A 21,295-nucleotide genomic window follows, 5' to 3' on the forward strand; every position below is an offset into this window, starting at 1 on the left:
ATGCTTCGTGACCGGCGGCGACGCTCGCCCGCGCCACGGACCTTCGCGGGCGGACCGCAGACCGGGGCGCTGCTGAGATGGGCCGACGATGGGCCGACGATGGGCGAGGAGGACCGTTGTTCTACTGGGTGATGAAGAACGTGCTGGTAGGGCCGTGGCTCCGGCTGGCGTTCCGCCCCTGGACGAAGGGCGTCGAGAACATCCCGTCCTCGGGTCCGGCGATCCTGGCGAGCAACCACCTCGCCGTCATCGACTCGTTCGTGCTCCCGCTGGTGCTGGACCGCCAGGTCCAGTTCCTGGGCAAGTCGGACTACTTCACCGGCGGCGGCGTCCGCGGCCGGGTCGTGGCCGGGTTCATGCGCGGCGTCGGCACGATCCCCGTCGACCGTGCGGGTGGCAAGGCGAGCGAGGCGGCCCTGCGCACGGGGCTGCGGGTGCTGGACGAGGGCGACCTGTTCGGCATCTACCCGGAGGGCACGCGCAGCCCCGACGGGCGGCTCTACCGCGGCAAGACCGGCGTCGCCCGGCTGGCGCTCGAGTCGGGAGCGCCCGTGATCCCCGTGGCGATGGTGGGCACGGACGTGGCCCAGCCGCTGGGCCGGGCGATCCCGCGACCGATGCCGATCGGCATCGTCTTCGGGGAGCCGCTCGACTTCAGCCGGTACCGCGGGATGGAGGGCGACCGGTTCGTGCTGCGGTCCGTGACCGACGAGATCATGTACGCGATCCTGCGGCTCAGCGAGCAGGAGTACGTCGACATGTACGCCGCCACGATGAAGGCGCGCCTCGCCGCGGCGGCGCAGTACCCGGAGCCGCCGAAGCAGCCGCCCGAGCAGCCGCCCACACAGCCGGCCCCAGAGGCCTGACGGAGGCCGCCGGCCCCTGCGGCGGCGGGCTCCTCAGCTGACGGTGAGCCGGAGCCACGCGTCGGGCGGCAGCTTCGGGCGGCCCGGGACGGCGCGGTGCTCGAGCGACCAGCGCTCGCCCGCGACGTCGGTCGCGACCCGTGGCCAGAACGCCGCGGCGGGGGCGTTGGCGTCCTGGTACGCGATCTCCCACGGGCCGGGCACCGTCCGGAGCACGTCGCCGGCGAACTGTCGTCCCACGCGGTGGCGTCGTGCCGCCCGCACCACGAAGAACGCGGAGAGCACGCGGGCGCCGCTGTCGGATCTGCCGTCGTGCCCGCGGACCAGCGCGAACGCCACCGGCCGGCCGTCGCGGGACTCGGCCAGGTGCGCGCTCCAGCCGGCGGCGCGGCCGTCGTCGAGCGCGGTGCGGAGCCGCTCGTCGCGGAAGCGGCCGTCGACCCTCGGCAGCTCGCCGGTGACGTCGGACAGGTCGTGGCGGAACATCAGCCACAGCCGCTCGAGGACGTCGCCGTCGGCCGCCGTCGCGTGGCGGACACGAATCGGGCCGAAGGGGGCTGGGGCATCGGGCGCGGGGGAGTCGAGGGCGGCGTCGGGGGCGGCCAGGGGCACGGGTCGAGAGTTCGTCATACGCAAGAGCCTCCCGACGCCGGACAGGCGGGGAGGCTCTCAGACATCATCGCACGCGACAGGCCGTGGCGCCGCCGCCGGGTCGTCCGGCGGACGGTCGCCCCGCCGCGGGACCCGGTGCTCCTAGGATGGGCATGCTGTTCGTCCCCCACCGAGAGGTAGCACCTGTCATGTCGGTTCGTCGCGTGGCGCTCCTGACCGCCGGCGGCTTCGCGCCCTGCCTGTCCTCCGCTGTCGGCGGCCTCATCGAGCGCTACACGGAGCTCGATCCGTCGATCGAGATCATCGCCTACCAATACGGCTACCACGGCCTGCTGACGGGCACGAAGATCGTCATCGACGAGGAAGGTCGCCAGCAGGCCGGCATCCTGCACCGCTTCGGCGGCTCGCCGATCGGCAATTCCCGCGTCAAGCTCACCAACGCTGCAGATTGCGTGAAGCGCGGCCTGGTCCAGGAGGGTGAGAACCCGCTGGAGGTCGCCGCCGAGCGGCTCAAGTCCGACGGCGTCGACGTGCTGCACACGATCGGCGGCGACGACACGAACACCACGGCGGCGGACCTCGCGGCCTACCTCCACGACAACGGCTACGAGCTCACCGTCGTGGGGCTGCCGAAGACGATCGACAACGACGTCGTGCCGATCCGCCAGTCGCTCGGCGCGTGGACCGCGGCCGAGGAGGCCGCCGGGTTCGCGGCGAACGTCATCGGCGAGCACCGCTCCGGCCCGCGCATGCTCATCGTGCATGAGGTCATGGGCCGGCACTGCGGCTGGCTCACGGCGGCCGCCGCGAAGGAATACCGCAAGTGGCTCGACGCGCAGGAGTGGGCCCCGGCCCTCGGCCTGACGAAGGAGCGCTGGGACGTGCACGCCGTCTTCCTGCCGGAGCTCGAGCTCGACATCGACGCCGAGGCGACCCGCCTGCGTGCCGTGATGGACGAGATCGGCAACGTCAACATCTTCCTGTCCGAGGGCGCGGGCATGAACGAGATCGTCGAGCAGCTCGAGGCGGCCGGCGAGGAGGTGCCGCGCGACCCGTTCGGGCACGTCAAGCTCGACACGATCAACCCGGGCCAGTGGTTCGCGAAGCAGTTCGCCGAGAAGCTGGGTGCCGAGAAGGTCATGGTGCAGAAGTCGGGCTACTACTCGCGCGCCGCGGCCGCGAACGCCGAGGACCTGCGCCTCATCAAGTCGATGACCGACCTGGCCGTCGAGTGCGCGCTGCGCGGCGAGGCCGGCGTCATCGGCCACGACGAGGAGGACGGCGACCGGCTGAAGGCGATCGCGTTCCCGCGCATCGCCGGCGGCAAGGCGTTCGACGTCTCGGTGCCGTGGTTCGGCGAGATCCTTGACGCCACCGGCCAGTCGCGGGTGCCGGCGAAGCCCGCCGCGCACTGACGCCGCGCCCCGCAGCAACGAGGCAGGAGCCGCCCGCATGACCACCGCCGTCGACACCGTGGCGCCCGGGAGCGACCCCGAGGGCCTCGACCGCTTCCGGGCGCTCGAGGCGCGCCAGCAGCCCGTGTGGCCCGACGCCGGGGCGCTCGCCGCGGTGGCGGGCCGGCTCTCCGAGGCCGCGCCCCTGGTGGTGCCGGCCGAGGCGCGGCGGCTCACGGAGCGCCTCGCCGCGGCCGGCCGCGGCGAGGCGTTCCTCCTGCAGGGCGGCGACTGCGCCGAGACGTTCGCCGACGCGAACGCGACCAGGATCCGCAACAAGATGCGCACGATCCTGCAGATGGCGGTGGTGCTCACCCACGGGGCGAGCACGCCCGTGGTGAAGATGGGCCGGCTGGCCGGGCAGTATGCCAAGCCGCGCTCGTCGGACTCCGAGACACGGGACGGCGTCACGTTCCCCGCCTATCGCGGCGACATGGTCAACGGCCACGAGTTCACCCTCGAGTCCCGCACCCCGGACCCGCGCCGCCTCGAGCAGGCGTACCGGATCTCGTCCGCCACGGCCAACGTCGTGCGGGCGTTCACGCAGGGCGGCCATGCCGACCTGCGCCGGGTGCACGAGTGGAACCGCGGCTTCATGCGCAACCCCGCGTACTCCCGCTACGAGCGCACGGCGGCCGAGATCGACCGGGCGATCCGGTTCATGGACGCCTGCGGGGCCGACTTCGACGCGCTGCGCACCGTCGAGTTCTACCTCAGCCACGAGGCGCTCATCCTCGACTACGAGCGGGCGCTCACGCGCGTCGACACCCGCACGGGGCAGGCGTACGCCACGTCGGCCCACTTCCTGTGGATCGGCGAGCGCACCCGCCAGCTCGACGGCGCGCACGTCGAGTTCCTGTCCCGCGTCGCCAACCCGATCGGCGTCAAGCTCGGGCCGACGACGACCCCCGACGACGCGATCTCCCTCGCGGGGCGGCTCAACCCGGGCAACGTGCCCGGCCGGCTGACCTTCGTCACCCGGATGGGCGCCGCACGGGTCCGCGACGTGCTGCCCGAGGTGGTCGAGGGGGTCACCGCGGCCGGCGTCACCGCGACCTGGGTGACCGACCCGATGCACGGCAACACAATCACGTCGGACAGCGGGTACAAGACCCGGCGGTTCTCCGACGTGCTGGACGAGGTGACGGGCTTCTTCGAGGTGCACCGCGCGCTCGGCACCGTGCCCGGCGGGCTGCACATGGAGCTCACCGGCGACGACGTCACCGAGGTGCTGGGCGGCAGCGAGGAGATCGACGACGCGGGCCTGGCCCTGCGGTACGAGACGCTCGTCGACCCCCGGCTCAACCACCAGCAGTCGCTCGAGATGGCCTTCCGCGTCGCGGAGATGCTCACGAGCTGGTGACCGGCCCGTGCCCCCGCGGGTGGTTCACCACACGGTGAGCGTCACGGTGCTGCCCTTGGGGGCCTTGCCGGTGGTGTCCTGGAAGCGCACCGTGTCCAGCAGGCCGCCGAGGTAGGCGTTCTCCTCGACCTTGAGGCCGGCCCTCTCGAGCGCCTTGCGCGCCGCGTCCGTGTGCTTGCCGACCACGTTCGGCACCTCGACGAGGGGCGGGCCCTGCGAGATCGTCAGGGTCACCGTGTCGGTGCGGTGGGCGTTCGCCCCCTGCTCGGGGTCCTGCGCCAGGACGTGGCCCTTCGGCACGTCCTCGGAGTACTCCGGGTCGCCGGTCTTCACGACGAGACCCAGCCCCTCGAGGTCGGCGACGGCCTGGTCCTTCGGCTTGCCCACCTCCTGCGGCACCTGGACCGGGGCGGGGCCGTCGGAGACGGTGAGCCCGACGACCATGTCGTGCCGCTGGCGCGACCCCTCGTCCACGGAGAGGTCGAGGACGACGCCGGCCTCGGCCTCGTCGTCGTGCGCCCGCTCCGGGGTACCGACGGTGAAGCCCGCGCTCGTCAGCACTGCGGCCGCCTCCCGGCGGTCGGCCCCGACGAGCCCGTCGGGCACGGTGAGCATCTGGACCCCGCGGGACACGACCAGCTCGACCGACCCGTCGTCGCGCACCCGCTCACCCGGTGCCGGCACGGTGGTCACCACGGACCCCTCGGGGACGTCGTCGTCGAACTCCCGGCTCGTCGTCGTGCCCAGGCCCGCCTGCTCGAGCGCGGTCTGCGCGTCCTCGACGGGCACGCCGGCCACGCCGGTCGGCACGGACGTCCACGCTCCCGGCCCGTCGGTGAACCACCACCAGGTGCCGCCCCCGCCGCCGGCCAGGACCAGCAGCAGCACCAGGGGCCAGACGACGGCGCGGCGGCGGCGCGGCCCGGGCCGCCGGTAGGCCTCCGTGGGCTGCTCGACGAGGCGGTCCGTCGGCTGCGCGCCGGCGGTGGGGGAGATCTCCTGGAAGAACGCCGTGGGGATCTCGTCCACCGCGCCGGTGCCGTCGGCTCCCGGCGCGGGGTCGTCGTCCGCCGTCGGCGCCTCGACGGCGTCGGGCGCACCCGTCGGGGCGGGCGGCTCGGCGCGCCGGTCGAGCACCTCGACGCCGAGGGCGGCGCGCAGGGCCTCGACGGCGTCGAGCGCGACGCCTGCGTCGGTCGGCCGGAGCCGGGGGGCGCGGGCGGTGAACGACGCGACGAGCGCGTCGAGGTCCGCCGGGAGCCAGTCCACGCGCTCCGACGGCGCGGGGAGGTCCTCGTGCACGTGGTGGAAGGCCACCTGGATCGGGGTCTCGCCCGGGTAGGGGAGCGTGCCCGTGAGGAGCTCGTACGCGAGCACGCCCACGGCGTAGACGTCGGTGCGGGCGTCGCAGCCACCGCTGGTGATCACCTCGGGGGCGAGGTAGGCGACGGTCCCGAGGACCGTGCCGGTCGCGGTGGAGGTGACCTCGGTGACGGCGCGCGCGAGGCCGAAGTCCGCGACCTTCACGCGCCCGCCGGGGGCCGGCGCACCGTCGGCCTGTCCGTCGTTCTGTCCGTCGTTCTGCCCGGCGCTCTGCTCGGCCCCGACGACGAGCACGTTCTCGGGCTTCACGTCCCGGTGCACGAGCCCCTTGTGGTGCGCGGCGGCGAGCGCGGCCAGCACCTGCGCGAGGACATCGAGCGTGCGCCGCACCGACAGGGCGCCCGAGTCGTGCAGCTCCCGGCGCAAGTTGCTGCCGGGCACGTACTCCATCGCGAGGTAGCTGGTGTCGCCGTCCACGCCCTGGTCGTAGACGGCGACGACGCCGGGGTGGCTCAGGCGGGCCGCGGCGCGCGCCTCGCGCCGGAACCGCGAGACGAAGGCGGCGCCGTCCACGCCGTCCGCGAGGTGGGGGTGCATCACCTTGATCGCGACCTCGCGGTCCAGGCGACGGTCGGTGGCGCGATACACGGTGGCCATGCCGCCGCGGGCGACGCGCGCGACGATCTCGTACCGCCCGTCGACCAGGCGGCCGAGCATCGGATCGGTCGTCGTGATGGCCACGCGACGAGTGTAGGGGCGCCCTGTTCGCCAGGCCCGTAGGCTGGCCCCGTGAGTGAAACGCACGCGCCGGAGCCCGGCAGCCATCCCGACGACCGCACCGCCCTTGAGTCCCTCGTGGACGAGTGGCTGACCCTGCCCGATGTCGCGGAGGCGCTCGGCATCGAGCTGGGCAAGGCTCGGAGACTGGTCTCCGAGCGCACCCTCGTCGGGATCAAGCGGGGCGAGCGGAACACGTTCCAGGTGCCCGCGGCGTTCCTTGTCACCGACGAGGGCAAGCCGCACGTGCTCAGCACGCTGCGCGGCACGGTGATGCTGCTCTCCGACGCCGCCCTCGACGACGCCGAGATCCTGCGGTGGCTGTTCGAGACCGAGCCGACGATCGGTCGCCCGCCCATCGAGGACCTGCTGGCGGGCCGCCGCGGCGAGGTGCGACGGGTGGCGCAGGCGCTGCTCTGACCTGGCCGCCAGACCTGGCCGCCAGACTGGCTGCCCGCGCGCCGTCAGGCGGCGCGATCGACGGCGGCGCGTGCGAGGTCGAGCAGCACGGTCCGTCCCGGCTCGGCGAGCTCGGCCGCCCCGAGAGCGTCGAGCGCGCCGTCCGCCAGGGAGCCGATGAGCGTCTCGACCGCGTCGAGCGCGCCGGAGCCCGCGATCACGCCGCGCAGCCGCTCGACGGTCACGTCCGTCAGCTCGGGGTCCCCGAGCCGCGCGACGAGCAGGTCGCGATCCGCCGGGCTCGCAGCCGCCATCGTGCGGGCCACGAGCACCGTGCGCTTCCCCTCCCGCAGGTCGTCGCCCGCGGGCTTGCCGGTGAGGGCGGTGTCGCCGAACACGCCCAGCACGTCGTCCCGGAGCTGGAACGCCTCGCCGAGCGGCAGCCCCGCGGCCGAGACGGCCTCCGCCCGGCCGGGGGCGGCGCCGGCGAGCAGGGCGCCGAGCACGAGGGGGCGCTCCACCGAGTAACGGGCCGACTTGGCACGCAGCACCGTGCGGGCGCGGTCCTCGTCGGTCGCGGGATCGAGGCCCCACGGCTCGGCCTGCACGAGGACGTCGAGGTACTGGCCCACGACCACCTCGCTCTGCATCGCGTCGAACAGCGCCCGCGCGGCCGCGGCCCGGTCCGCCGGGAGCTCGGCGACCGCCGACGCGATCTCCCGCTGGCAGGCCACGAGGCAGAGGTCGCCGAGCAGGATGGCGGCTGCCGTACCGAAGCGTTCGGCGGACCCCGCCCAGCCGGCCGTGTCGTGGCGTGCTTCGAAGGCACGGTGGGCGGTGGGCCGGCCGCGTCGCGTGTCGGACGCGTCCATGACGTCGTCGTGCAGCAGCGCGGCCGCTTGGAAGAGCTCGAGGGCGGCGCCCGCCCGCACGACGGCGTCCCGCTCGGCGCCGACCGCCGGCCCGCCGTGCGCCCGGAAGGACCAGTAGCAGAACGCGGCGCGTAGGCGCTTGCCGCCGCGCAGCAGCACCGCCGCCTGGTCGGTCAGGGCGGTCGCGGACCCGCCGATGGTGGCGACCTCCGCTGCGAGCTCCGCGAGGTGGCGCTCGACCTCCGAGTCGACGTCGTTCCGGAGGTTCTCGAGGTCGACCGGTGCGGGTGCGGAGGGCATGTCGTCAGCCTAAGCGTCAGCGACGACGACCGATCCGCTCACCGTGACCAGCCGGCGGTCGTCGTCGTCGAGGACCCCGAGCGTGACGGACTCCACGACGGGGTCCCCGCCCTTCTTCTTCCCCTTCGGCGGCGACTCGCGGCCGAACGTGGTCTGCGCCGTCAACCCGGTGAAGGTCGACGAGCCGGACTCGGTGAACCCCGCCTTGCGCAGGGGCTTCGCGAGCTGGTCGAGCACCTCCTGGGCGCTCCGGTCCGTGGCCAGGTTGAGGGTGACGTCCGTGAGCGTGCCCTCGCCGGGGGTCGCCGAGCTGGCGAGCACGGTGGCGTCGTCGGGGGCGCCGAGGAGGTCGCGGGGGAACCCTTTCGCGTAGCCGCCGACTGCCGTGCCCGGGTCGAAGGTGGGCAGTGCCGTCCCGGCGTCCGGCTCCGCCGTCGGGCTCGCTGACGCCCCGGGCTCGCCGGCGTCGCGCACCCCGACTCCCGAGCCGTCCGTCGCCGGGGGGTCGTCCCCCGCAGCGCCGGCGCCGGGGAGGACGCCGCATCCCGACACGGCGAGCAGGGTCGCCGCGGCGGCCGCCGCGGCGACGTGCGCGACCCTCGGTGCGGAGCGGTGTCGCCGGGCGTGCGACCGGCGGGGGAGCGTGGGCACGGCGCCCACCGTAGCGGCCCGCCGGCGCCGGACCGACCCCGACCGCCCGCCCGCCAGGCCGGCGCCGCCCGGCGCTCGAGGACGCGCGCCCGTGCCGCAGGCGTCGGACCCTGCCCCCCAGCCACGACCCTCCACAGATGTCCCGGAGGGACGCCGCCGGGCCGGCCGTTGGGCTGGGATCGACGCATGGACACCGTCTACGCCACCCACCGTTCCGAGGAGCCGGGCTCCTCCTTCGACCCGCCGGTCGTGCTCCGCTCGTCCCGCGACCTGCTCGCGGCGATCCCGTACCTGCTGGGCTTCCGGCCACGGGACTGCTGCGTGGTCGTGTGCATCACGGCCGACGGCAGGGTCGGGCTGGTCGCTCGGATCCCGCTGGGGGAGCTCGACGACGCCCCGCCGGAGGTCGTCTCCGTGGCCAGGGCCGCCACCCGGGTCGGGGCCGAGCTCGCGGTCGTCGCGGTCTACTCCGCGCAGGAACAGGCATCGGCCCGTGCCGCGGCGGACGCCGTGCTCCGCGCACTCGACGCGGCGGACGCGCCCCTGGACATCGAGACCTGGCTCGTGTCCCCCACCGGGTTCCGCGGGCTCGACTGCGCCGACCCCGTGTGCTGCCCGGCGTCGGGCCACCCCCTGAGCGAGCTCGAGCACCGGGAGGTCAGCGCGGCCTTCGTGGTGGCTGGGCGGGCGGTCGCGGCCTCCGAGGAGGAGGCGTTCCGGATCCCGCGCCCCGCGGGGGGCCTGCGTGAGCGCGCTGCCCGTGCGGCGGCCCGCGCGGAGCGCGCCCGCGAGGCGGCGACCGGCGGCGCGACCACGCCCGCCGAGGACGCCACCCGGCGGTGGCGGGCCGAGGCGTACGGCCTGTGGTGCGAGCTGATGCGGCACGCGGCCACCGAGCTGCGTGCCGGGCCGCCCCGCGAGCTGTCGCTCCCGCCGGCCGGGCTGGGGCGGCTGGCGGCGGCGCTCGCCGACGTGACCGTGCGGGACGCGGTCCTGCTCTCCCTCGTGCCCGGGGCTCACGACGCGGCCGGCCGTACCGCCGGTGCCGGGATGGCCGGCAGCCCCACCGCCGCCGCCGCCGTCGAGGTCGCGACGGCCCGGGCGATCGCACGGGTCGTCGACCCCCGGGTCGCGGTGCCGCCGGAGGCCGCGACCGCGGAGGCCGCGCGGCTGGTGCTGGAGCAGGTGGTCGGTCACGTGCCACGCCGCCTGCACGCCCCGCCGCTGGCGCTGCTGGGGTTCCTGGCTTGGTGGCGGGGCGACGGCGGCCGCGCCGCGCGACGGGTGCGGGACGCGGCCCGGCAGGACCCGGAGCACCGGCTCGCCGCGCTGCTGGACGGCGTGCTCCGGGCCGCCGTGCCACCCGGCTGGGTCCGCGCCGGGGGCGTCCCGGAACCGGCCTCTGTGCCCGCCCGCACGGTCGGGTAGCGTGCCCCCATGACGATCGTCGTCGGACTCCTGAGCACGGCCGAAGGACAGGCGGCGCTGGCCGCAGCGAAGCGCGAGGCGCAGGAGCGGTCCGTCCCGCTCACCGTCGTCGTGACCAGGGACGACGGAGGGGCCGGGAGGCAGGCCGTCGAGCAGGACCTGACCGCCGCAGGCATCACGTTCTCCGTCGTCGGGGGCACCGGCGACCTCGCCGATGACCTGGTGAGCACCGCGCGCGACGCCGGGGCCGAGCTGATCGTGGTCGGGCTGCGCCGGCGCAGCCCGGTCGGCAAGCTCATCCTCGGGTCGGGGGCGCAGCGCATCCTGCTCGAGGCGCCCTGTCCGGTGCTGGCGGTCAAACCGGTGCTGGCGGTCAAACCGTGACGTCGACGGCGCCGCATTCGCCCGGGTCCGTCGCGTCGAGTCCAACCGTCGTGCGACGCGCCCGGGTGGTGTGACGCTCGTGACCCCCGATCGCCCCCGTCGGTGCGGGGCGTCGTGCCCGCCGGAACGGCGCTGCGGCGCGGGACGACGGGAATCTTCCTGGCGCCCGGTGCGTTGTGCCAGCGTCGGTGAACGGACGACGCGGGTGCAGGGAACGGGCGCGGAAGCTTGTGGTGCCCCTCCGTCGCGGGTGTCGCCGTTACAATAGAGGTGTCCGCTTGAGCCACGACAGTCCGCGTCGGAGGCCTTGACGGCGGTGCACCGTCCCCTCGAATGCCGAAAGGTCGGTTTGTGGCGTCCACTGCGCAGAACCCCGCTCTTCCCCGCGAGTTCGAGCACCCCGCTCTCCAGGGGCTGCTCGCTCGAGGCACTGCCGACCGCCGGGTCGACGCCGAGAGCTTCCGCGCCGCCTGCGAGGATGCGGCGGTCGCTGACCCGAAGCGCCTGAAGGCCGTCCTGCGGGCGTTCGCGACCGCCGGCGTCGAGATCGGCGTGCCCACGGCCACCAAGGTCGCGGCCGCCTCGGCCGGCCGCAGCACCGCGACCCGTGCCAAGGCCCCTGCGACGCGATCGGCGTCCCCGGTGAAGACCTCGACGGTGAAGCCCGCCGAGGCGCCCGCGGACGACGCGGCGGAGTCCTCGACCTCGTCGACCGCCAAGAAGGCCGCGACCAAGACCCCCGCGACCAAGAGCGCGGCGAAGCCGGCTCGTGGCCGCAAGGCCGCGGCGAAGGACGATCCCACGCCCGACGGCGTCGAGGAGCCCGAGGACGACGACGATGCCGAGGGCACCGGGCGCTCGGCCACCCGCCGGGGCCTGAAGGCCGGTGCGGGCAAGGACGACGAGCAGTCCGGCTTCGTCGTGTCCGACACTGACGACGACGACCAGCCCGCGCAGCAGGTCATCACGGCCGGCGCCACCGCGGACCCGGTCAAGGACTACCTGAAGCAGATCGGCAAGGTTGCGCTGCTGAACGCGGAGCAGGAGGTCGAGCTCGCCAAGCGCATCGAAGCCGGCCTGTTCGCGGAGGAGCGGCTCTCCAAGAACTACGCCGACTGGGACAAGACCAAGGCGAACGCCGACGGGCGCCGCATGTACCGCGACCTGCGGTGGATCGCGCACGACGGCAAGCGCGCCAAGAACCACCTGCTCGAGGCGAACCTGCGTCTCGTCGTCTCGCTCGCCAAGCGCTACACCGGCCGCGGCATGCTGTTCCTGGACCTGATCCAGGAGGGCAACCTCGGCCTGATCCGCGCGGTCGAGAAGTTCGACTACACCAAGGGCTACAAGTTCTCGACGTACGCCACCTGGTGGATCCGGCAGGCGATCACCCGCGCGATGGCCGACCAGGCCCGCACCATCCGTATCCCGGTGCACATGGTCGAGGTCATCAACAAGCTCGCCCGCGTGCAGCGCCAGATGCTCCAGGACCTGGGCCGCGAGCCCACGCCGGAGGAGCTGGCCAAGGAGCTCGACATGACGCCCGAGAAGGTCGTCGAGGTCCAGAAGTACGGCCGCGAGCCCATCTCGCTGCACACCCCGCTGGGCGAGGACGGCGACAGCGAGTTCGGCGACCTCATCGAGGACTCCGAGGCCGTCGTGCCCGCGGACGCCGTGTCGTTCACCCTGCTCCAGGAGCAGCTGCACCAGGTGCTCGACACCCTGTCCGAGCGCGAGGCCGGCGTCGTGTCCATGCGGTTCGGCCTGCAGGACGGTCAGCCCAAGACGCTGGACGAGATCGGCAAGGTCTACGGCGTCACACGCGAGCGGATCCGGCAGATCGAGTCCAAGACGATGTCGAAGCTGCGCCACCCGTCCCGTTCGCAGGTGCTCCGCGACTACCTCGACTGACCTCGCCTGACGGGAGAGCCCCGGTACCGGAGATCCGGTACCGGGGCTCTCGCGCGTCCGGGGGCGCTCGGCGGCGCGGTCAGGCGACGGGCACGCCGTCCACCACCGACCACCGGGCGGACGGGTCGAGCACGCCGCCCGGGTCGAGCCGCCGACGCAACGCCACCAGGCGGTCGTACGTCGCCGGGCCGAAGGCCTGGCTCACGAGGGACGCGGAGACCGCGTCGCGCGGCCCGGCGAAGTTGATCATCGCGCCGCCGGTGCTCCACGGCGCCAGCGCGTCGCACACCCGCTGGAGCTCGTCGGCGACGTTCGGTGGGCCGACGGGCGCGCCCAGGAACACCGTGTAGGCGGCATCCCTGCCGCCGGCGGCGTTCGGCACCTCCGCCGGCCGGGCGACGGCGCCGCCCAGGAGGCGGATCTCGGCGGCGAGCAAGGGGGAATCCGGCGGCACGGCGCCGAGGAACGTGTCGACAGTTTCTTCGGTGAGCTCGCGGAGCAGGCTGCCGCGGTCGACGAAGGGAATCGGTTCGTCCGGGTCGGCGTGGACCTCGCCGATCCGCGTGTACGGCAGGTCGCCGACGGTGTCCAGGACGGGCGTCGCCACCTGGCGCAGCGTCTCGACCAGCGGGTCCGGCGCGGCGAGGTCGCCGTGGCGCACGTAGCGGACGGCGAGCAAGGCACGGCCGCGCAGCGGCTCCGGCAACGTCGGAAGCGGCGGCAGGTTCAGCCGGGCCACGGAGGTCGAGATCTCCTCGGGGAGGTGCCCGGTCTCGACGCGCCACCGGTGCAGCACGGCAGGTGCGTCGTCGACGTCGAACCAGAGCGTGCCCGCCCGCACGGTACGCAGCGGGAACAGGTCGAAGGTCATCGCCACCACGACGCCGAACGCTCCGCCACCGCCGCGCAGCGCCCAGAAGAGCTCCTCGTGCTGCGTCGGCGTCGCGGTGACGAGCTCCCCGTCGGGAGTGACGACGTCGATCGCGCGGACGTGGTCGGCGGCGAGGCCGAAGGTGCGGGCCAGCGGGCCGAGGCCGCCGCCGAGGGTGTAGCCCACCACCCCGACGTGGGGCGACGACCCGCACAGGCCGCCGAGGCCGTGGGGTGCACCGGACGCGAGCACCGCCTGCCACGGCACGCCCGGCCCGACGGTCGCGGTACGTGCGACGGGGTCGATGTCGAGGCGGTCGAGGGCGGACACGTCGAGCAGTACGTCGCCGGCCCCCGTGGGGGCGGCGCTGTGGCCCGTCGAGCGGACGCCGACGCCGAACCCGTGCTCCGCGGCGGCGCGGACCGTGGCGACGACGTCCGCGGCGGACCGGGCGTGCACGACGAGCGCCGGCCGGTGGGCCACCGCGAGGTTGAAGCCGTGGAGCGCAGCGTCGTACGCCGGGTCCGGGGGCAGAGCCGCTCCACCATCGAGCGCGGGGGCGAGCCGGGCCGCGAACCCGGTAGCCCTCGCGAGGTCGTTGTCGGAGGGGATGGTGCTGGACATTGGGGTCTCCCTGGGTTTGCTTGGTGGTGCCGAGAAGAGGGAGGCGTGTGCGGGTCCTTTGTGACGCGCCGGCGGCGTCGACTTTGGGTGAGGCCGGGCGAGCGCCCGGGCGTCGACGCGCGAGAGCCCCGCACCGGAGGGTGCGGGGCTCTCGTGTGGATTGTCGGTCGGGCCGAGGAGGTCGGAGCCTCAGCGGGCTCCGTGCTCGGCGTGGAGCCGGTCCGTCTCGTCCTGGACGTGGACGGCGACACCTTCGTAGGCGCCTGCGTGCGCACGTGCGTGGTGCCCGCAGAAGAGGAGCTCTCCGACGGGCAGGACCACTCGCACGTACGCCTGGGCGCCGCAGCGGTCGCAGCGGTCGGCGGCGGTCAGCGGCTGGGTGGGTTCGGCTGTCGTGGTGCTCACGTCTCTATCCAACCATCCCCCGCGGGGAAGCATCCCGGCAGGGCGCCGGGTTCGCTCCCGGCATAGCGGCGTGGGCCACATGAACATCCGTTCGAGTCGTCTACCCTCGTTCCCGTGACAGCCACTTCCGAGTCCGGGTACACCGCGCGCCATCTGACGGTCCTCGAGGGCCTCGAGGCGGTGCGCAAGCGCCCCGGGATGTACATCGGGTCGACGGACTCGCGCGGCCTCATGCACTGCCTGTGGGAGATCATCGACAACTCGGTCGACGAGGCCCTGGGCGGCCACGCGACCGCGATCCGGGTCGTGCTGCACGCCGACTCGTCGGTGACGGTCGAGGACGACGGACGCGGCATCCCGGTGGACAAGGAGCCCAAGACGGGGCTCTCGGGCGTCGAGGTGGTCTTCACCAAGCTGCACGCGGGCGGGAAGTTCGGCGGCGGCTCGTACACGGCCTCGGGCGGCCTGCACGGCGTGGGCGCCTCCGTCGTCAACGCGCTCTCCGCCCGCCTCGACGTCGACGTCGACCTCGGTGGCAAGACGCACCGCATGACGTTCCACCGCGGCGAGCCGGGCGTGTTCTCCGACTCGGCGGCCGGCCCGTCGCCGGAATCGCCGTTCGCGCCGTTCACCGACCACAGCGAGCTCACCGTGGTCGGCAAGGTCAAGCGGGGCGTCACGGGCACCCGCGTGCGGTACTGGGCGGACCGACAGGTCTTCCCGAAGACGGCGGTGTTCAGCTACGACGAGCTGGTCACGCGCGCCCGCCAGACGACGTTCCTCGTGCCGGGCCTGAAGCTCACGGTGCGCGACGAGCGGGGCCTGCCGGGGACGCCGGGGGAGACGGGGCCGCACGAGGAGGTCTTCCAGCACGACGGCGGGGCGGTCGACTTCGTCGAGTTCCTCGCCCCGGACACCCCGGTGACGGCGACCTGGCAGCTCCGCGGGAGCGGCCACTTCACCGAGACGGTGCCCGTGCTCGACTCGCGGGGGCACATGTCGCCCCAGGAGGTGCAGCGCGACTGCGAGGTCGACATCGCCCTGCGCTGGGGTGGCGGCTACGACACCGAGCTGCGCACGTTCGTCAACATCATCGCGACGCCCAAGGGCGGGGCGCATTTGTCCGGGTTCGAGCAGGGCCTGCTCAAGACGGTGCGCAAACAGATCGAGGCGAACGCGCGGCGGCTGAAGGTCTCGATGAAGGACGCAGCGGAGCGCATCGAGAAGGACGACGTCCTGGCCGGCCTGACCGCCGTGGTCACGGTGCGGTTCGCCGAGCCCCAGTTCGAGGGCCAGACCAAGGAGGTGCTGGGCACCGCGCCCGTGCGGGGCATCGTCTCCCGTGTCGTCGAGAAGGAGCTCGGCGCCCTGCTGACCTCGTCGAAGCGCGACGAGAAGGCGCAGGCGGCGCTGCTGCTCGACAAGGTGGTGGCCGAGATGCGCGCCCGCGTCACGGCGCGCAAGCAGAAGGAGATCTCCCGGCGCAAGAACGCCCTCGAGACGTCGTCGCTGCCGGCCAAGCTCGCCGACTGCCGCAGCGACGACGTGACCCGCAGCGAGCTCTTCATCGTCGAGGGCGACAGCGCGCTCGGCACGGCCAAGCTCGCGCGCTCGTCGGACTTTCAGGCGCTGCTGCCCATCCGCGGCAAGATCCTCAACGTCCAGAAGGCGTCGATCAGCGACATGCTGCGCAACGCCGAGTGCGCGGCGATCATCCAGGTGCTCGGCGCGGGCTCGGGCCGGTCCTTCGAGCTCGAGGCGGCGCGCTACGGCAAGGTCGTGCTCATGACCGACGCCGACGTCGACGGCGCGCACATCCGCACGCTCCTGCTCACGTTGTTCTACCGATACATGCGCCCGCTGGTCGAGGCGGGCCGGGTGTTCGCGGCCGTGCCGCCGCTGCACCGGGTCGAGGTGCTGGGCAGCGGCCGGCGCAAGAACGAGTACGTCTACACGTACTCGGAGGCGGAGCTGACCGCGACGCTGAAGCGGCTGGATCGCGCGGGCCGGCGCTACAAGGAGGACATCCAGCGCTACAAGGGCTTGGGCGAGATGGACGCCGACCAGCTCGCGGAGACCACGATGGACCCGCGGCACCGCACCCTGCGCCGCGTCACGGTGGAGGGCGCCGAGGCGGCGGAGCGGGTCTTCGAGCTGCTCATGGGCAGCGACGTCGCGCCCCGCAAGGAGTTCATCGTGGCGGGGGCCGGCACGCTGGACCAGTCGCGGATCGACGCCTGACGACGGCGATACCCCGGTCGGGCCGGTCGGGGTGGTCGCCGCCCGCATCCTGGCCCGTCGCGCGCGGCCGCGCCGCCTCTGGTTACCCTCGGGCGGTGAAGACCGCACCGCGCCCGAGCGCGCCCCGACTGCTCGCCCTCCTGCCCGCGGTGGCCCTGGCCGTCGGGCTCGTCGCCGGGTGCTCGGACGGCGGCTCGCCGGACGCAGGCGCGACCGCCTCCGCCTCCGCGTCGGTGGACCCCACCGAGCATGTGGCGGAGAACCTCAGCGAGTTCTCCTACGAGGGCGAGGACGGCAGGACCGCCCTCGAGCTCCTCGTCGAGAAGGACCCGGACGCGGTCGTCCAGGGCGAGGGGGAGAACGCGTTCGTCACCAGCATCGGCGGGCGCGAGGCCGACCAGGGCAACGAGTTCTGGGGCCTGTACGTCGACGGCGAGGCGGCCCAGGTGGGCGCCGGGACGCTCGAGACCAAGGACGGCCAGACCATCACGTGGAAGCTCGAGGAGATCAAGTGACCGCGACATCCGCCGCCGCGCCGCGCGTGCAGCGGCCGCTGCCCGCCCGCGAGCTCGTGTACCGCTGGTGGCGCCCGGCACTCGCGGTGCTGCTCGTGGTCGGCGCCGTCGCGTGGCGGCTGGTGAAGAACGACCTCGGCGCGCCGCAGAACCTCGAGCTCTCGACCGCCGCGGCGTTCGCCGCGGCGGGCCTGCTGCGCCACCGCCTCGCGATGCTCGCGCCCCTGGCGGTCGTCGCGGCGAGCGACGTGCTGCTCGGCAATTCTTCGGTGCTGGTGTTCACCTGGACGGCGTGGGCCGTCGTCGGCGTCGGCGCCTGGTGGGCGGGCCGCGTGCGTGGCGGCGCCCGCTGGCTCAGCGCGCTCGGCTTCGGCGTCGCCGGCTCGCTGTTCTTCTACCTGTGGACCAACGCCGGCGTGTGGTGGATCGGCCGGGGCACGTTCTACCCCCAGGGTCTCGACGGACTGCTGGCGAGCTACGCCGCCGGCCTGCCGTTCCTGCGCACGATGCTGCTGGGCAACCTCGTGCTCGTCCCGCTCGCGGCCGGCGTCGTGGCGGTCGCAGAGCGCCTGGAGCGGCTGCCGCGCGACGCGTCTCGATCCGCCGATCTCGTCGGACGCCCTGCCGCCCCGGGAGCCTGACCTGCGGGGACGCACGTCGGCCAATTTTCCCGACGTTTCCGCGGATGCCGCCGCACGTTTGGTCCGGTTCGCGTTGATTGTCTAGAGGTCGTGTAGCCTCGATTGCTTCCACAGGCAACCGAGAGGACTGACCCATGGCCAACATCAAGGTGACCTTCCAGGAGATGGAAGATGCTTCGCAGCGGATGAAGCAGGAGTCGGACGACATGCGCGGGAAGCTCGACCAGCTGCGCTCGATGGTCGAGGCGCTGGTCCAGGACGGGTACGTCACGGACAAGTCGTCCAAGCGGTTCGACGAGTCGTACAAGGAGCTCGACAAGGGCGGCAAGCAGGTCCTCGAGGGCCTGACGGGCATCGGCGAATACCTGAAGCAGGCTGCCGAGGCGCTGCGCAACACTGATGAAGAGCTCGCCAACGCCCTGAACAAGTAGTCGCACGATGGCCGACCTCAAGGTCACCCAGGAGGTCATCGATGAGGGTGCCGAGAAGCTCGAGGCAGTCCTGCACGAGTTCGAGAACATGGACGCGAAGTGGGACGACGGCGGCATCTTCGGTCACACGAAGGTCGCGGGCGCCATGGACGACTTCATCGAGAACTGGTGGGTCAAGCGCGAGAAGCTCCAGGACAACGTCAAGGACCTCCAGGAAAAGATGGAGCAGTCCGCTGAGGCCTGGAACGACGTCGAGACCGAGCTGGACGAGTCGTTGCAGCCGAAGGGCTGAGCCGGCGAGAGCTCGGCAGCTTGCACGATGTCGCCCGCAACACTGAAGGAGCCTGGATGAGCGCCGCCCGCGCGGGTCAGTGGGACCTGCTCGGCTACGACTCCGACCCCGTCCCCGCTGACGGTACGGAGCTGACTGGCCTGATCAGCCACTACACGAAAATCGCCGACGCGATGACCACGCAGGCGGCGCTCCTCAAAAAGATCGGCGAGGGCGACGAGAACCTGTTGAAGGGCAAGTCCGCCGACGCGATCCGGGAGCGTGCCGGCGAGACCCACGAGAACCTGGGCAAGGCCGGTGCACGCTACGAGGACGTGCGTGACGCCCTCGACACGTACCAGCCGGAGCTGCAGACAGCCCGGTCGGAGACGCGCAAGGCCCTGACGGCCGCCGAGAAGGCTGCAGGCGACAAGAAGAGCGCCGAGGGACTGCCCGACCCGGCGGACGAGGACCGTTCGGACGACGACCCGCTCTCCGACGACGACGAGCAGGCGTCGCGCAACCGGTCGGACAAGATCGGCGCCGCCGAGGGTGACCTCGAGGCCGCCAGGGCCAAGGCGGCGAGTGCCATGGCCGCACTCGACGCGGCGGCGGACGCCGCCGCGAGCAAGATCAAGGAGAACTGGGGCGACGACGGGCTGCACCACTCCTGGCAGGAGGCGGCCTACCACAACTTCATCAAGTTCCTCAAGGGATTCGTGGAGGTGCTCGGCTGGATCGGCATGGCGCTCGCCGTCGTCGCGATGATCATCCCCGGGCTCGGGGCGCTCGCCTGGGCGGCCCTCGCGGTCGGGGTCGTCGGCCTCCTCGGCGCGATCACGCTCGCAGGCCTGGGCGAGGCGAGCTGGATGGGAGTGGTCTGGGGAGCGGTGGGCGTGCTCGCCGCCGTCGGAGGGCTCGCCGCGGCGAGGATGATCGCCAACGCCACCAAGGCGGCGAAGGGTGTTGCCACCGAGGGGATGGCCACCAAGCTCTTCGACATGAACAAGATCGCCAAGGCGCTCGCCTTCTGGAAGAAGAAGGGTGACGTCCCGCCAGGGACCTTCGGCAGGACCTTCGCGCTCGACCGGGTGAACTCGGCCAACATCAAGCTGGTCGAGGCGCTCAAGAGCGTCAAGGGGTTGGAAGCGGCCGTGAAGATCAACCCGGCGGCGTGGAAGGTCTGGAACTGGGCAGCCGCGGTCGGCCTCGGCGGCACCAAGGAGCTCAAGGCGATCAACGTCGCCCTCCAGGAGCTCAAGATCTCGATGCCGCAGGTGATCGTCAAGCCGTGGATGTACGGGGTGTACGGCCTGGGCTCCGGCAGCTGGTTCGCCGGGTTCGCCGCCGGCGCCGGGAGCACCGGTGTGCCTGCCTCGGCGTTCGCGGACGACGCGCGCCCGGGCCCGTCGTACGGGGACGACGCACGCGACAACTACGAGGGGACCAAGACCTTTGAGGACGAGCGCATGACGACGCCGTACCGCGGCCCGAGCGGGCTGGGGTGACCGGATGAGCGCGACGGCGAGTGCTGGGACGCACGAGATCGACCGGCAGGGGTGGTCGTGGACCATCGATCCGCTGGACGGGTGGACGGTGGTCCCGTCGCGGCGGTCTGATCCGCCGGAGGTCGTCAGCGCGTGGCAGGCCGAGATCGTCGAGGTGGTCCGCTCGACGATCGAGCCGCGGCTCGCGCGAGTGCTGAGCCCGGAGGACGGCCTCTCCGAGGAGAACCGCGACCAGCTCGGGCGGCAGGTCACCGACGCCGTCGAGAATCTGCTCGCCGCCGCCGACGAGACGACACCCGGCACGCGCGTGGTGGCTCTCGTCGGCCTGCAGAACCGAGGCCCGGTCCCCGTCATGGTCAGCGTGGCGCTCGGTGAGCTGGACGCCCCGGACGACACGTTGATGGAGGTGCTGGGCGCCACCGGCGGGAATCCGCTGAGCCCCCCGAGCATCGAGTATCTCGACCTGCCGGACGGCGATGGGGTCCGCATCAGCCGGCTCGACATCGACCCGTCGGACGGCAGCCCCTGGGTGAGCCTCGGCGTGGGCCGGCGCACCGAGCACCCGGACGCGGTGGTGGACACCGTGATCGTGTGGCGCACCCAGGACCTCATCATCCTCGAGTCGGTGGCCGAGGCTGTCGACAGGCTGTTGCCCGCAGTGCGGATCACCCGGAGCGAACCATGACCGACGACGACCAGACCGCCGGGCCCGCCGTGTGGCGCAGCGGCAAGCCGACCGACGCATGGCTGATGCTCCTTCCGCCCGGGTGGGCGCGGTTCCCGACGGGTGCGGGACAGGAACGGGAGCTCGACCGCGCGGTCGAGGAGGTCGTCGCGAGGGCGCTGCCGGACTCGCTGCCGCGCGACAAGGCCGAGCCCTACCGCCGCATGCTCCGCGACGAGCTGCACAAGAACCTCGTCGATGCGCGTGACGCGGGCACCGGCGCCATCTACATGCCGACCGAACCGATGGAGGGCGTGCAGATCCCCGCATCCCTGGCGGAGGTCGAGTGGACCGGCGAGGCGGGCAGCGACCCGCTCCAGGTGGTGGCGGCCGTGCTCGGCGACGAGTACGAGGAGAGCGACCTGGTCGAGGTCGACGGGCGCCCCGGCGTCCGGGTGGTGCACACCCAGCACAAGATGCGCCGCGACGAGAGCTGGCCAGAGGTGACGACCCGACAGGTCGTGTACGTGGTCTCGCGCGACGAGGACGCAGGGGAGTGGCTGCTCCTGTCCTTCTCCACCGTGTGGAACAGCCACAACACCGAGCTGCTCGCCGAAGCCCTCGTCCTCTTTTTCGACGCCGTGATGACCACCTTCCGCTGGGCGGGACCCGGCGCCGATCTCCAGGGCGTCCCCGAGCGCATGGTGCCCGGCTCCGCCTGAGAGCTCGAGCCGCCGGCCACTCGGCCGCCACGAACCTCCCATGCCACGAACCACCCATTCCA

General features: G+C 73.1%; 21 protein-coding genes. 15 read left to right on the plus strand and 6 right to left on the minus strand.

What is annotated here, in order from left to right; genetic code table 11:
- The first annotated feature begins 116 nt into the window (after positions 1 to 116).
- Complete coding sequence (locus AC1C2W_RS06230) at positions 117 to 866, plus strand: lysophospholipid acyltransferase family protein (RefSeq protein ID WP_495390985.1); 750 nt, start codon at positions 117 to 119, stop codon at positions 864 to 866.
- A gap of 33 nt (positions 867 to 899) precedes the next feature.
- On the opposite strand, the gene AC1C2W_RS06235 is transcribed toward AC1C2W_RS06230, so the two are convergent.
- Positions 900 to 1,496 carry a GNAT family N-acetyltransferase gene (locus tag AC1C2W_RS06235; protein ID WP_495412654.1) on the minus strand — a complete coding sequence of 199 codons (597 nt, stop codon included), beginning with the start codon at positions 1,494 to 1,496 and terminating at the stop codon, positions 900 to 902.
- A 170-nt stretch (positions 1,497 to 1,666) separates the two neighbouring features.
- Between AC1C2W_RS06235 and AC1C2W_RS06240 the strand changes: the two genes are divergently transcribed.
- Entirely contained in the window at positions 1,667 to 2,893 is a 1,227-nt protein-coding gene (locus tag AC1C2W_RS06240; protein WP_495412655.1) for a pyrophosphate--fructose-6-phosphate 1-phosphotransferase, read from the plus strand.
- 37 nt (positions 2,894 to 2,930) lie between these two features.
- Complete coding sequence (locus AC1C2W_RS06245) at positions 2,931 to 4,295, plus strand: class II 3-deoxy-7-phosphoheptulonate synthase (RefSeq protein ID WP_495390982.1); 1,365 nt, start codon at positions 2,931 to 2,933, stop codon at positions 4,293 to 4,295.
- Positions 4,296 to 4,319: 24 nt separating this feature from the next.
- On the opposite strand, the gene AC1C2W_RS06250 is transcribed toward AC1C2W_RS06245, so the two are convergent.
- Positions 4,320 to 6,359 carry a Stk1 family PASTA domain-containing Ser/Thr kinase gene (locus AC1C2W_RS06250; protein WP_495412656.1) on the minus strand — a complete coding sequence of 680 codons (2,040 nt, stop codon included), beginning with the start codon at positions 6,357 to 6,359 and terminating at the stop codon, positions 4,320 to 4,322.
- A 48-nt stretch (positions 6,360 to 6,407) separates the two neighbouring features.
- Between AC1C2W_RS06250 and AC1C2W_RS06255 the strand changes: the two genes are divergently transcribed.
- Complete coding sequence (locus tag AC1C2W_RS06255; RefSeq protein ID WP_495390980.1) at positions 6,408 to 6,815, plus strand: Rv2175c family DNA-binding protein; 408 nt, start codon at positions 6,408 to 6,410, stop codon at positions 6,813 to 6,815.
- 44 nt (positions 6,816 to 6,859) lie between these two features.
- Here the strand turns inward: AC1C2W_RS06255 and AC1C2W_RS06260 are convergent, their stop codons facing one another.
- Positions 6,860 to 7,966, minus strand: coding sequence for a polyprenyl synthetase family protein (locus tag AC1C2W_RS06260; RefSeq protein WP_495390979.1), 1,107 nt, complete (start codon positions 7,964 to 7,966; stop codon positions 6,860 to 6,862).
- Between the two features lie 9 nt (positions 7,967 to 7,975).
- On the minus strand, positions 7,976 to 8,617 hold the full coding sequence (locus AC1C2W_RS06265; protein ID WP_495412657.1) for a hypothetical protein: 642 nt from the start codon (positions 8,615 to 8,617) through the stop codon (positions 7,976 to 7,978).
- 186 nt (positions 8,618 to 8,803) lie between these two features.
- Here AC1C2W_RS06265 and AC1C2W_RS06270 point away from each other — a divergent pair, with 186 nt between their 5' ends.
- The 3 genes from AC1C2W_RS06270 to AC1C2W_RS06280 all read left to right on the plus strand — a co-directional run bounded on the left by AC1C2W_RS06270 (position 8,804) and on the right by AC1C2W_RS06280 (position 12,340).
- On the plus strand, positions 8,804 to 10,045 hold the full coding sequence (locus AC1C2W_RS06270; protein ID WP_495412658.1) for a DUF4192 domain-containing protein: 1,242 nt from the start codon (positions 8,804 to 8,806) through the stop codon (positions 10,043 to 10,045).
- Between the two features lie 9 nt (positions 10,046 to 10,054).
- On the plus strand, positions 10,055 to 10,429 hold the full coding sequence (locus AC1C2W_RS06275; RefSeq protein WP_495412659.1) for a universal stress protein: 375 nt from the start codon (positions 10,055 to 10,057) through the stop codon (positions 10,427 to 10,429).
- A gap of 333 nt (positions 10,430 to 10,762) precedes the next feature.
- Positions 10,763 to 12,340 carry an RNA polymerase sigma factor gene (locus tag AC1C2W_RS06280; protein WP_495412660.1) on the plus strand — a complete coding sequence of 526 codons (1,578 nt, stop codon included), beginning with the start codon at positions 10,763 to 10,765 and terminating at the stop codon, positions 12,338 to 12,340.
- Positions 12,341 to 12,419: 79 nt separating this feature from the next.
- Here AC1C2W_RS06280 and AC1C2W_RS06285 read toward each other — a convergent pair whose 3' ends face one another.
- Together AC1C2W_RS06285 and AC1C2W_RS06290 are read right to left on the minus strand one after the other, a co-directional pair.
- A complete protein-coding gene (locus AC1C2W_RS06285; RefSeq protein WP_495412661.1) occupies positions 12,420 to 13,835 on the minus strand; it encodes an FAD-binding oxidoreductase in 1,416 nt (471 codons plus the stop codon).
- A gap of 189 nt (positions 13,836 to 14,024) precedes the next feature.
- Positions 14,025 to 14,273 carry a DUF7455 domain-containing protein gene (locus AC1C2W_RS06290; RefSeq protein ID WP_495390973.1) on the minus strand — a complete coding sequence of 83 codons (249 nt, stop codon included), beginning with the start codon at positions 14,271 to 14,273 and terminating at the stop codon, positions 14,025 to 14,027.
- An 81-nt stretch (positions 14,274 to 14,354) separates the two neighbouring features.
- Between AC1C2W_RS06290 and AC1C2W_RS06295 the strand changes: the two genes are divergently transcribed.
- The 8 genes from AC1C2W_RS06295 (at position 14,355) to AC1C2W_RS06330 (ending at position 21,233) form a co-directional block, all read left to right on the plus strand.
- A complete protein-coding gene (locus AC1C2W_RS06295) occupies positions 14,355 to 16,481 on the plus strand; it encodes a DNA gyrase/topoisomerase IV subunit B (RefSeq protein ID WP_495390972.1) in 2,127 nt (708 codons plus the stop codon).
- 95 nt (positions 16,482 to 16,576) lie between these two features.
- Complete coding sequence (locus AC1C2W_RS06300) at positions 16,577 to 16,996, plus strand: DUF4430 domain-containing protein (protein WP_495412662.1); 420 nt, start codon at positions 16,577 to 16,579, stop codon at positions 16,994 to 16,996.
- Positions 16,993 to 17,637 (plus strand): DUF6580 family putative transport protein, encoded by a 645-nt coding sequence (locus AC1C2W_RS06305; RefSeq protein ID WP_495390970.1) that lies wholly within the window; start codon positions 16,993 to 16,995, stop codon positions 17,635 to 17,637. The genes AC1C2W_RS06300 and AC1C2W_RS06305 overlap by 4 nt, the downstream gene beginning before the upstream one ends.
- A gap of 134 nt (positions 17,638 to 17,771) precedes the next feature.
- Positions 17,772 to 18,068 (plus strand): WXG100 family type VII secretion target, encoded by a 297-nt coding sequence (locus AC1C2W_RS06310; protein ID WP_495412663.1) that lies wholly within the window; start codon positions 17,772 to 17,774, stop codon positions 18,066 to 18,068.
- A gap of 7 nt (positions 18,069 to 18,075) precedes the next feature.
- Positions 18,076 to 18,360: a hypothetical protein gene (locus AC1C2W_RS06315; RefSeq protein ID WP_495412664.1), complete on the plus strand. Its 285-nt coding sequence runs from the start codon at positions 18,076 to 18,078 to the stop codon at positions 18,358 to 18,360.
- A gap of 56 nt (positions 18,361 to 18,416) precedes the next feature.
- Complete coding sequence (locus AC1C2W_RS06320) at positions 18,417 to 19,847, plus strand: hypothetical protein (RefSeq protein ID WP_495412665.1); 1,431 nt, start codon at positions 18,417 to 18,419, stop codon at positions 19,845 to 19,847.
- A gap of 4 nt (positions 19,848 to 19,851) precedes the next feature.
- Positions 19,852 to 20,532 carry a hypothetical protein gene (locus AC1C2W_RS06325; protein ID WP_495412666.1) on the plus strand — a complete coding sequence of 227 codons (681 nt, stop codon included), beginning with the start codon at positions 19,852 to 19,854 and terminating at the stop codon, positions 20,530 to 20,532.
- Positions 20,529 to 21,233, plus strand: coding sequence for a hypothetical protein (locus AC1C2W_RS06330; RefSeq protein WP_495412667.1), 705 nt, complete (start codon positions 20,529 to 20,531; stop codon positions 21,231 to 21,233). The genes AC1C2W_RS06325 and AC1C2W_RS06330 overlap by 4 nt, the downstream gene beginning before the upstream one ends.
- The last annotated feature ends 62 nt before the right edge of the window (positions 21,234 to 21,295 follow it).

This window comes from Isoptericola sp. Y581 (assembly GCF_059445475.1).